The organism is Furfurilactobacillus milii (assembly GCF_009864005.1).
GTDB lineage: Bacteria > Bacillota > Bacilli > Lactobacillales > Lactobacillaceae > Furfurilactobacillus > Furfurilactobacillus rossiae_B.
In genome coordinates this window covers 1-12,086 of sequence record NZ_WEZQ01000002.1, presented here as the reverse complement: position 1 = coordinate 12,086, position 12,086 = coordinate 1, and the positions used below count along the sequence as shown (strand labels likewise).

At 43.7% G+C, this 12,086-nt stretch carries 9 protein-coding genes and 3 tRNA genes; all 12 read right to left on the bottom strand.

Annotation, left to right across the window (positions count from 1 at the left end):
* Window positions 1-46: 46 nt before the first annotated feature.
* The 12 genes from GB993_RS01590 to GB993_RS01535 all read right to left on the bottom strand — a co-directional run bounded on the left by GB993_RS01590 (window position 47) and on the right by GB993_RS01535 (window position 12,061).
* On the bottom strand, window positions 47-1,525 hold the full coding sequence (locus GB993_RS01590) for a nicotinate phosphoribosyltransferase (RefSeq protein WP_161002838.1): 1,479 nt from the start codon (window positions 1,523-1,525) through the stop codon (window positions 47-49).
* Between the two features lie 216 nt (window positions 1,526-1,741).
* Window positions 1,742-2,443, bottom strand: coding sequence for a GntR family transcriptional regulator (locus GB993_RS01585; protein WP_017262591.1), 702 nt, complete (start codon window positions 2,441-2,443; stop codon window positions 1,742-1,744).
* Window positions 2,444-2,500: 57 nt separating this feature from the next.
* Window positions 2,501-3,634 carry an N-acetylglucosamine-6-phosphate deacetylase gene (gene nagA, locus GB993_RS01580; RefSeq protein WP_161002837.1) on the bottom strand — a complete coding sequence of 378 codons (1,134 nt, stop codon included), beginning with the start codon at window positions 3,632-3,634 and terminating at the stop codon, window positions 2,501-2,503.
* A gap of 126 nt (window positions 3,635-3,760) precedes the next feature.
* A complete protein-coding gene (gene proC, locus GB993_RS01575) occupies window positions 3,761-4,555 on the bottom strand; it encodes a pyrroline-5-carboxylate reductase (protein ID WP_161002836.1) in 795 nt (264 codons plus the stop codon).
* A 338-nt stretch (window positions 4,556-4,893) separates the two neighbouring features.
* Window positions 4,894-5,403, bottom strand: coding sequence for a methylated-DNA--[protein]-cysteine S-methyltransferase (locus GB993_RS01570; RefSeq protein WP_161002835.1), 510 nt, complete (start codon window positions 5,401-5,403; stop codon window positions 4,894-4,896).
* A gap of 15 nt (window positions 5,404-5,418) precedes the next feature.
* The gene (locus GB993_RS01565) at window positions 5,419-7,410 is read right to left on the bottom strand and encodes an alpha/beta hydrolase family protein (RefSeq protein ID WP_161002834.1); all 1,992 of its coding nucleotides are present in this window, start codon (window positions 7,408-7,410) and stop codon (window positions 5,419-5,421) included.
* 109 nt (window positions 7,411-7,519) lie between these two features.
* On the bottom strand, window positions 7,520-8,857 hold the full coding sequence (locus tag GB993_RS01560; protein ID WP_161002833.1) for a replication-associated recombination protein A: 1,338 nt from the start codon (window positions 8,855-8,857) through the stop codon (window positions 7,520-7,522).
* Between the two features lie 115 nt (window positions 8,858-8,972).
* Window positions 8,973-9,044, bottom strand: a tRNA-Gln gene (locus tag GB993_RS01555).
* Between the two features lie 5 nt (window positions 9,045-9,049).
* A tRNA-Tyr gene (locus tag GB993_RS01550) sits at window positions 9,050-9,130 on the bottom strand.
* Between the two features lie 60 nt (window positions 9,131-9,190).
* Window positions 9,191-10,021, bottom strand: a complete 831-nt coding sequence (locus GB993_RS01545; RefSeq protein WP_161000995.1) for a metallophosphoesterase — start codon at window positions 10,019-10,021, stop codon at window positions 9,191-9,193.
* An 89-nt stretch (window positions 10,022-10,110) separates the two neighbouring features.
* The gene (locus GB993_RS01540) at window positions 10,111-11,592 is read right to left on the bottom strand and encodes a peptide MFS transporter (protein ID WP_161002832.1); all 1,482 of its coding nucleotides are present in this window, start codon (window positions 11,590-11,592) and stop codon (window positions 10,111-10,113) included.
* Window positions 11,593-11,988: 396 nt separating this feature from the next.
* Window positions 11,989-12,061, bottom strand: a tRNA-Thr gene (locus GB993_RS01535).
* Window positions 12,062-12,086 lie beyond the last annotated feature (25 nt).

The window sequence follows — 12,086 nt, the reverse complement described above, 5'->3', positions numbered from 1 at the left end:
TCCGAAGGCCTCCATAACTTAATTACTACTGAAATAGATGGATAGCCTAGGACTGTCCGTCAAACTTTAATTCACTGACATAACTGTGAACTTGCTTAATGATATTTTGTTTGTGATCCCAAAGTTTTTGCGATAAATCAACAGGATAAATTTGCGGATTCAGATCCCGTTTGTACTCATCCCACAAAGAAGCTAGCTGGTCTGCAGCAAACTGTTTAATCGTTTGTAACTCAGGCAACTCATAAACTTGCTTGCCGTTTTCAAAAATCGTCACCAACACGGGACGAGCATCAAAATCCGTCACGTCCTTATTGATGTACGTATAGCTTGGATGGAACATATGCAATCGTGACGCTTCGTCTGGCCGTTCGTCAGATAACGCAACATAATCACCCTCAGATTTACCATCCGCCTTCTTCGTAATCCGCCAAACCTGTTTTTTCCCTGGCGTCGATACTTTTTCAGCGTTACTCGACAACTTGATTGTATCAACCATTGTGCCCCGTTCATTTTCAACGGACACCAGTTTGTACACAGCACCAAGTGCAGGCTGGTCAAACGCAGTAATCAGTTTTGTGCCCACGCCCCAAACGTCAATCTTAGCGCCCTGCATCTTAAGGTTGGTAATCGTCTTTTCGTCCAAGTCATTCGACGCATAAATTTTAGCATTCGGAAATCCCGCTTCATCAAGTTGTTCGCGCACACGTTTTGAAATATATGCCATGTCCCCAGAATCAATACGAACGCCTAAAAAGTTAATCTTATCGCCCATCTCTTTGGCCACGCGAATAGCGTTTGGCACGCCTGAACGTAGTGTGTCATATGTGTCTACAAGAAAGACACAGTCCTTGTGTGAACGAGCGTAAGCCATAAAAGCGTCATAGTCATTACGGTACGTTTGGACCAAGCTATGAGCATGGGTGCCACTTATTGGAATTCCAAAAATTTTACCAGCGCGCATGTTACTAGTAGCGTCAAATCCACCGATATAAGCAGCACGCGTACCCCAAATGGCGGCGTCCATTTCTTGCGCCCGTCGCGTACCAAACTCCAAGATTCCATCATTGCCAGCTACTGAACGAATGCGGGCAGCTTTTGTAGCAATTAAAGTCTGATAGTTAACGATGTTCAACAAGGCCGTTTCAACGAGTTGACAATCCGCCAACGTCCCCTCTACTTGGACCAGTGGTTCGTTGTTAAAAACCAGGTCGCCTTCTTTTGCGGCACGAATCGTCCCTGTGAACTTAAAATTCCGCAAATAATTTAAAAACTTCTCCGAATATTGTTTTGTGGACGCTAAATACTCTAAGTCAGAATCAGTGAACTGCAGTTGATTAATGTAATCGACAACCCGCTCTAGGCCCGCAAATACGGCATAACCATTGTGAAATGGTAGGTCACGAAAATATAATTCGAACACGGCGTGCCGATCGGCCACTCCATCCTCAAAGTAAGTTTGGACCATGTTAACTTCGTATGCATCTGTATGAAGCGTCAGGCTGTCATCTGGATAACGCGTAACCATCGCAATTATTCCCTTTCTGTTTAGACGAATTTTTCTTAACTCCCATATTTTACCATATCTTGTGAATTTCTTTGTTAAATGCCTTCATTGCATCAAAAAACGTGTGCCCACATGACCATTCCCCACAATTTCAACACACAAAAGAACTACTTTGCTTGTCATAATTATGGAAAACAATCGCACAGACACACGTTTAATCATAGTTTTATTACTCAACTAACGTTCCAGGTAGAACTCAAATCGGTTACCGACATACTGGGTCCGCACGTATTCAAACGGCGTACCATCATCAAGGAATGAAACTTGACGCAAACGCAGTAATGGATCACTACGCTTAACATTCAAATATTCTGCTACCCGTTCACTGGCTGTCATCGCCGACACCGTTTGCTGAGCGTGACCAACTTTAAGGCCGGCCTCGTCTTCCAGCACGCGGTACAGTGAATTAGTAACATCTTCCTTGCTAAAGCGTCGAATCAATCGTTCAGGCACAGTGGCCACTTCAAAACAGATAGGTTCATCGTTGCCGAAACGAATTCGTTCCATTCGCAAAATCTGTTCATTAGGTGCCAGTTGTAATTTTTCACTTTCTGAAAGCGATGGTGTTGTGATGTGATAGGATACTGTCCGTGAGGATGGCACCTTACCAGCTTGTTCCATTAACTCGGTGAAACTGGTCACACCAGAAACACGCTCTTGCACCTTGCGATTAGCCACATATGTGCCTGCGCCAACACGTCGTTCTAACAGGCCTTCCTCAACTAACGTCTGAACGGCTTGTCGTAAAGTCATTCGACTCACGCCAAACTGAATGGCAAGTTCACGTTCTGAGGGGATTTTATCCCCAACTTGCCACTGACCATCTTCCACGGCTTTCCGTAAACGATTATGAATTTGAATGTAAATAGGTGAGGCCATTTTTTTCATCCCTTAGTTTTAGTAAGCCTGGTTGGAATTCAGTTATTTGAAACCTAATTAGTCATCAAAGCGACGACCATAACTGTAAGTCCGTTCCAAGTTTTGATTACGATCCATAATGTTAAAGTCAGCGTCTTTACCAGCCTGTAAACCACCCTTGCTGGTTAAACCAAATTCGGTAGCTTGGTTAACAGAGGACATTTGAACAGCTTCTTCAATACCGCATCCAGTAAAGTATTGAATGTTGCGGAATGCGTCGTCATAACGTAGCACCGATCCAGCCAAGTTGCCGGATTCCAGTCGTGCCTGTTTATCCTTAACAATAACCTTTTGACCACCAAGTTCACTGATTCCTTCAGGCATCCCCTTGGCGCGCATTGAATCAGTGACTAGATCAATGCGTTCAGCACCTTTTTGTTCATAAGCCAACTTGATCATATCTGGCACAATGTGGAATCCATCACAGATCAATTCACAGTACATGTTGTCTTCCAACATAGCATGGCCAGTAACACCAGGTTCACGGTGCTTAAATTCACGTTGTGCGTTGTACAAATGCGTAACGTGCGTTGCCTTGGAAGCAAGCATTTGCTCACGGGTAGCATTACTGTGACCAACTGATGGCACAATGTTATGACTCAGACAGTATTTTTCGAATTCACGCGAACCAGGATCTTCCGGTGCGTATGTAATCAAACGAACACGGTTTCCTGACAGCTTGTTCCAATTATCGAGCAAGTCAATGTTGGGATCTGAAATATACTTTTCAGGTTGAGCACCCTTATAAGTTGCGGAAATAAATGGTCCTTCAAGATGGATTCCTTGAATAACTGGGTTCTCTTCAGCAGCCTTGGCAATACCTTCCATCGCGTGATTTAAATGTTCGGTAGACTGCGTCATCGTAGTTGGAAACAATGTTGTGATTCCTTCGTGAACCATATCATTGACCATCTCGTTGATTTGGTCAGGATCGCCGTCCATCGAATCAAAACTGTAGCCACCATGACTGTGAACATCGATAAATCCGGGTACAATCACTTTACCCGTCACAAATTCTACATTGTCGTCTGGTTCAGCGACGTAATCACTCATCGGGCCGACTGCTTCGATCGTTTTGCCAAACCGCAAATAACCATCATCAATCTTTTCTTCACCCGTGTAGATGATCGCATGTTTCAAAACCGTACTCATTGAATCTTCCTCCTCATAAATGTGCCGCTACGCCTTAAACACTGGGGTAGTTAACACGCTCCATTGAAAAAGCTCATTTGGTTACGCTTTCTAGTATAGCTGGTATAGACCACTTTTTCAACGCGTTTATTCTTGATCACGCTTAATTGTGGCATCAATCCCTTTTACTACAGCAGTCATGAACCCGGCTTCTTCCATTGCTAGCAACCCAGCGACAGTTGAACCACCTGGCGAAGAAACTTGATCAATTAAATCAAACGGAATTTTGTCAGATTGAAGCACCATTTTAGCTGAACCTTCCGTTACGGCTGCAGCAATCCGCGTCGCCTCTTTTTTATTAAGACCATGCTTAACGCCGGCACGTGAAAGTGCGTCAATAAAGAAGTAGATATAGGCTGGCGAACTGCCGGCCAAGGCAGAGAAGGTACTGAAATCTGCTTCTGGCAAGACAGTGGTGCTACCAATTGCATCAAACAGCCCCTTAGCATCTGCTAACTTGGCACCTGTTAAATTTTCATTAACGGCTAAAGCTGTCATCCCGGCATCGATGGCTACGTTAACGTTTGGCAAAGTCCGCAGAATTGGCATTTCGTATCCCGCCAGTTCTTCCATTGTTTGTAAAGATAGACCTGCAACAATCGAAATTAATACTTTAGGCCCTTGGTTTAACTCGTCACGTGTCTCTTTTAAAACCTCAGGTGCAATATTCGGCGTTACCGCTAACACAACAAAATCGCTGTCTTGAACGACCTCCGCATTACTATCTGCCATCCGCACACCTGTTGATGATGCAAATGCCTGATAGTGCTCCTTATGAGCGCTGTGCACAATGATATCTGAAGGTGTCACTGCATCTGCAGCAATCAATCCTTTGATAATCGCCTGAGCCATACCGCCAACACCAATAAATCCGAGTTGCATGAACCGTCTCTCCCCGCATCTGTTTTTAAAATGCTGTATTTTTATAACCACTGTCACAAAAAATGCAGATAATGTCATATCTGATTAGAATGTAACTGATATAGACCAATAATGCAACTACGAGTCACTAAAAAATAATTTTCCTCTAAATGAGTGGTCAAAAAGAACGTAGTCAAAAATTGGCCTTCCAATCTAAAACTGCGTTCTTTGTAACTAACAACATAAAAGGGCCCATTGCCTACCTAACAGCTTAATTAAATCCATCCGTCTGTGAATGATAAACAATTATGTTGTCTAAATAATTTTTTACACATCAGATTAACGCTGCACACCTTATACTATGCAGTACGTTCAAGTGCTAATAGCTGCCGTTTCATCGTTAAACCACCGCGATAACCGCCCAATCCGCCATCCTTACGCAAAACTCGATGACATGGCGTTACAATCAGTACCGGATTTTTCGCAATTGCTGTCGCAACCGCCCTAATTGCTGACGGCTGACCGATATTAGCAGCAATGGTCGTATAATCACAAGTCATCCCATAAGGAATTAGTACCAATGCATCCCAAACTGCTTGTTGAAGACGTGTGCCGGTGCCAAAATGGTCAATCGGCAAATCAAAATCATGGCGTTTACCCTCAAAGTAATCGCTAATTTGCTGTCGATACTTCAACGTTTTTTGGTCATCAGTGATTGCCTGATCAACAGCATCTACATTGTTTAAATAACTCTTTGCTTCGCTTAACGCAGCATTGGGCGAACCAACAAAAACCAAGCCTTTGTTGGAAACTAATAACTGTAACTGACCAACACTGGTATCAACGACATCATGATATAACTGGGCCATAGCTATCCTCCTAGTTTATTGATGAGTAGCAAACCAATCGTGAATCCGTTGCATGCGTTCAATTCGAAAACGCGGCTTACCTATTCGCGACAAATCGTGATTTTCACCAGGAAAACGGACCATCTTCGTTTCAACACCATTGAGCTTTAATGATGTGTACCACTCTTCACCTTGACCAATTGGACAACGAAAATCCTGTTCGCTGTGAAGAATTAAAGTAGGTGTCGATACATTGGCCACATACTTCAGTGGCGATGCATTCCACAGTGGCGTTAAATCAGTAGCTTTCATCGTTCGCTCACCGGTAAGTTCCCATGGCAGGAAATAATATCCGATATCACTCGTACCATACATACTGATCCAATCGGCAATGGAACGCGCTGTTACAGCTGCCTTAAAACGATTCGTGTGACCCTCAATCCAGTTGGTCATAAAACCACCGTACGAACCACCAGTAACATACAACCGGTCTTGATCAATTTTAGGATCCAGTTCTAGTACGTGATCTAAGCCATTCATTAAGTCAGCATAATCGCCCTCACCGTAATGACCAATGACGCCAAGTTGGAATTCCTGTCCATAACTGGTCGAACCTCGTGGATTAATGGCAATCACACCATAACCTTCACTGGCATGAAATTGTAATTCATGGAAGAAGGTTTCCCCATAATTAGCACCGGGTCCACCGTGAATATAGAGAATTACTGGATAATTTGTTTTTGCCTGCGCATCAATTGGCGGCAAATACCAGCCCGGTACTTCCACATTGTCATCACTGATAAATGTAAACCGAAGTGGCTCTACTAATTGGTGAGTCGTTTCATAATGACGATTAGGATCAGTCAGGTCTCGTTCCTTGCCATCCTTCAATGTAATCGCTGAAAGTTTAGCAACCGTCGTCCAAGCAGATTGAGTGAAGAAAACTTCGCCATGGTCTGCTGAAATTGTAAAGTCAGTAACATGCCGCGGCCCTGATACGATTGCTTGATGATCACTGAGTGAATCACCCAACGTGGCCATCATGAGCCGTAACGTCCCATGTGATAACTGAGTATAAACATATTGTTGATCACTAACGAACGCTGCTACACGACCACTAAGGTTTTGTTGGAAATCAGCATTCATAATCATGTCGCCGACTACAACATCTCTATCCGGTGTTAGATCAGTTAGCTGTTGGTCTGCGAAATGGTAATTGTATAAATGTGAGGCAGAGATATTAGGAATCTCATTGGTTGTGCCCCAGAGTAATAAATCAGTGTCACTCTCATTAAACCCAACTGGACTAAGTGAAGCTGCCATTAAACTGCCAGTCACAACGGTTTTTACACCAGTTTCAGTGTCTAACGTATATGTCAGCTCGCTAAAATCATTGTCATCTTCTGGCTTTCCGGCCGTTGAATAGGTCAGCAACCTCCCATCGTGAGATAGTGGGCCCATGGAAAACTTTTCCGGATTTTCAAAGATCTCTGTAGCCGTTTTATGACCAATGATTTGCTTCTTAATAACATAGCGTTCGTCCTCAGCAAAATAGCCGAGATCATTATCTTTATAAATTGTTTTAGTGTAACTGATTGTTTGTGGTCGTTTAGGATCTGCTTTAACCGGTCGCTTGCCATCTTTCTTAGGTGCGCTTTGATAGTATACGACTTGATGTTTGGCATCCCAGTCATAAGCACTGACACCAAAATCATCAAACGTTATTTGAACTGGCGAGCCACCAGTTAATGATTGTGCAAAAACCTGTCGCTGATGATTCGTATCTTCGCTGGTAAACGTCAGTACGCGCCGATCATCACTGATTGCTAGCGCGTTATCCTTGCCAGACAATGTTCCCCACGTTGTCGTTGCGTGCGTATGTAAATCAAACCGTTGGATAGATGTTGCATAATCGTCTTCCTGTTCACGCATCTGCGTTTGCAAGAAAAAGACTGCATCTGGTGTCGCAACGGGTTGTGCAAGTGAAACTAACTTATACAAATCTGTGACTGCTACTGGTTGAACCATATAATCGCCTCATTTTCTTATTGGTTACACTTGCAGTTATTATAGTGCTTTTAAGTCATTAACCAAACATATTAGATTACTTAAACTGTGAACAATTAGTATTATCTGGCTAACCATTTTGATGATCATCGTGTTCGGCATGCCACTCACGAATCTGGGCCAAACGCTCAGCGAACTTCTTTTCAGAGCCTTGGGTGGTGGGCTGATAATAAACGTGGCCAACCAAGTTGTCTGGCATCGTCTGTAATGTTGTCAGCTTATCCTTCGTATCGTGAGCATACTGATAGCCCTCACCATAATGTAAGTCAGCCATTAACTTGGTTGGCGCATTGCGGATCTGTAGAGGAACTGGTTCAGCCATAGAATGCAACGCATCGTGTTTGGCAGCTGAATAAGCCGTATAAATCGCATTAGACTTCGGTGCCATCGATAAATAAACCACCGCCTGAGCCAAATTAACGGTACACTCTGGCATTCCGATTAAATGGGACGCTTGATAGGCGGCCACCGCAATTTCCAAGGCCCGTGAATCAGCTAATCCAATGTCTTCACTAGCAAATCGAATTAAGCGACGGGCCACGTACAGTGGATCTTCACCACCCTCCAACATGCGTGACAGCCAGTAAAGTGCGGCATCCGCATCTGAATTTCGCATTGACTTATGCAATGCGGAAATAATGTTGTAGTGTTCGTCACCCTTTTTGTCATACATTAGGGATTTTCGCGAAACTAATTGGGCGACATCTTCTTGATCGACCGTCGTTACTTCACCCACTTGCTGCCCATTCAATACAGCCATTTCTAGCGTGTTTAGGGCTACCCGGGCATCCCCGTTGGCAAAGTCCGCAATCGCCGCAATCGTTTGATCACTAATATGAATGTTTTGTTTGCCAAAACCACGATCGTCGTGAAGCGCCTGGTTTAGCAATTGAATTAAATCGTCGTGCGTTAGCGGCTGGAGCACAAAAACCTTGGTTCGGGACAACAGCGCCGAATTGATTTCAAATGATGGATTTTCTGTCGTCGCACCAATCAGGGTGATGCTTCCCTTTTCAACAAATGGTAAGAAAGCGTCTTGTTGTGCCTTATTAAACCGATGAATTTCATCGACAAACACAATTGTGCGTTCACCAATTTGTCGGTTACCTTCCGCCTCTTCCATAACCTGACGGATTTCTTTGATACCACTTGTGACCGCACTGAAGTTTATGAAGCGGGCCTGCGTTTTATTGGCAATAATCCTGGCCAAAGTCGTTTTTCCAACACCCGGTGGTCCCCAAAAAATCAGCGAAGAGACGGCGTCGTCATCAATAAGTTGACGCAACACTTTGCCATGTCCAAGTAACTGTTGTTGCCCAACAAACTCTGCTAGCGTTTGAGGACGCATCCTACTTGCTAATGGTTGATTTGCGTCATTTTGATCAAAAAGTGATGTTTGTTCTGTCATAATTTATCCTTTTTTCAAACGTATGTTCGCATATAAGAATACCATAGTTATCCCTATAACGTAAAGAAGCAGGCATCACCTTTGACGGTAATACCTGCTTTCTTAATTTATATAATTGGGATAGCTGGATTCGAACCAGCGCATGACGGAGTCAAAGTCCGTTGCCTTACCACTTGGCTATATCCCAATAAATGGCGGAAGTTGGATTCGAACCAACGAACCTTTCGGGGCGGTTTTACAGACCGCTGCGTTTAGCCACTTCGCTATTCCGCCGTTCCTGACAACTTTTTTATTCTAACGAAAATTTCCATTGAATTCAAGCGTAATCAGGAATTATTGTAAGTTCAAAATTCTTAGTCGAGTTTGCCATTCACTCATAAAGTCAGCATGACGCCATTCTTGCAAACGGTGCGTGTTGTAGCCGACGGACTGATTAAAGTAGGTCACATGGTCAAATGTTCGTGGCTCAGGCTTGATGTGCAGATGTCCAAACTGGGCGTAAACAACGTGTCCTTTGGTCAATACATCGCCAAGACGCCGGCTACCATACATTGCGTTTGCCATGTTCCAAAAACGATTATCATCCGTAATCCGCGTATATTCAGCCCGTGGCACGAAATGTGTGACGTACAAAACACGTTTGTTAGCTACTGTAGCGTCCAAAAGTTGGTTGGTAGTCTGCTGTAAGACCACATCTTCTCTTTCCGGATCCGTCATTGGTTGCTTGATGACGCCATCAAACCAATAAGCGCGTTTCCACTGAGCAAAGTCGGCGACAGAGCGTTCGTTAAACAACTGGCTGGCAAAGGTATAGTCATACCACCCGTTATTGCCGACAATCCGCCAATCAGTCCCCGGAATATCCACAAACTGATTGTGCAGATAATGTGCGTTAATCCGGGTTTCAAGCTCTGCATACGTTACCCCGGCAGCCATATCGTGATTACCAGCCAAAAAGTAAACTTCCGTTTGACTTCCCAGTTCATGTTGTAACGCATCAACATAGTGCACAGTCTTCGTAAAGTCATTAAAGGTGTCGCCTGCAATAATGTAATAGTTTACCTTTAAGTCGGCTAATACTTGAGCCTGATGTTTCAACAGTTCATTACTATCCAGTTGATTAACGTCGAAGTGATTATCACTGGTCAGGGCCACACGTACCATCGTTTATCTTCACCTTCTACAAAAAAATGTACTCAACAGCTGTTGAGCACATTTTAGCACAAACTTATTTATGATTACGTTTTAGACTCTTAGTCCTGGGCAATCTCGACGTCTTTCATAAGGCCAAAGATCGGCTTACGGAAGGCAAACAGTACAAGTCCCAAAACAACGCTGACAGCCCCAACAATTAAGAAGTAGGAAACTTCTGTATCACTCGTGTAGAAACGAACGATTTGTGCGTTGACGGCTTGACCAGCAGCATCAGCCAAGAACCACATACTCATCATCTGAGAACGGAAAGCGTTTGGTGCAAGCCGAGTTGTAACAGACAGTCCGATTGGTGAAATCAACAGTTCAGCGATTTCAACAATCGCCCAACTTCCGATCAACCACAAGATGGAAACACGACCAGAAGTGCCTTCAAGCCAGCCAGGTAGAGCCATGAACAGGTATGAAATACCAGCAATTACCAATCCATATGCAAACTTAGTCGTCGTGCTAGGCTGACGCTTGCCCAACTTTGTCCATAAAATGGCAAAGAATGGTGTATATAACATAATAAATGCAGGGTTCAGTGACTGGAAGTACGCAGCCGGCATTGTCCAGCCACCAATTTGCAAGTTAGTCCGTTGTTGTGCAAACAGTGCCAACACAACAGAGCCTTGTTCTTCAATAGCCCAGAATAACATTGCAGCAATAAACAGTGGAATGTACGCAACCACATGGCGACGTTCGTTCTTCGTTACCTTGCGACTCGACAACATGATAATGAAGTAAACCACCGGCGTTGCAACGGCAATAATACTAATCAGCAAAATGACGTTCTTAAGGTTCAACGCATCCATTAACTTCATTAAAACAAGCACTAGAATCAATGCAACGACGCCCAGTCCCCAACGAACAGCTAATGGCTTGATGTCATCACGTTCGATTGGATCTGATGGATACAAACCATCCTTGCTTAGATACTTACGACCATCGATCCAGTACTGCATCAGTCCAAAGAACATTCCAATAGCAGCCAGGGAGAAACCAAGGTGGAAGTTAACCTTTTCACCCAAGGTCCCAACAATATATGGTGAGAATAAACTCCCCATGTTGATCCCGAAGACGAAAATGTTAAATCCGGCATCACGACGACGGTCTTCAGTCGTGTATAAAGCACCGACCATTTCTGATACGTTTGGCTTTAACAGTCCAGTACCAACAACAATCAACGCAATGGATGCGAATAAAGCCGTTGCACCAGCTGGGATGGCCAGCGCAATGTGTCCAAACATAATCAGGACACCACCCATGAACACTGTGCGACGTGGTCCAAAGACACGGTCACTCAGAAATCCACCAAGCACACTGGATAAGTAAACAAGTGACCCGTAGATAGCCATGATGGAACTTGCGGTAGCTTGGCTAAAGCCTAAACCACCCTTATCAATGGCGAAGTACATGTAGAACAACAGAATGGCACGCATTCCGTAATAACTGAAACGTTCCCACATTTCTGTGAAAAACAGCGTTGCCAACCCACGAGGTTGTCCAAAAAACGCTGTATCGTATTTCTTGTTTTCCAAAAGAATCCTCCTAATTTATCCCCCAATAGCAGCCCGAAGGCCATGACTTTTCGGGGATTCTTAATGCTCTAAATATTCAGTTGTAGTTCCCCGTTTAAAAAAACGATACAACAATTATAGCGGTTATAAATGGCGATAGTCAAACCTTCTTTTAATTTATTCGCCATTTTTAGGCGAATAATTCTAATCTTTTAACCATCTTCAAGTGTTTTTCTCATGTTTAAGTGGCAGAATGCGCAGAAGCGTTGTTGTCGGCGTATTGCAAATTTTTTGCTTTATGACGCTAACAAACCATTATCTAAGGTGATGGCATCACATAAACACGTATTTTCAGACTTAGTCATCAAAAAAACCGTCACAAAATGTGACGGCTTTTTTGGTATTCACTCGAATTTATGCCGGATAGGTGACTTGAACACCTGACCCTCGGTTTACGATACCGATGCTCTACCAACTGAGCTAATCCGGCAAATAGCACATCTGTTAGTATAACG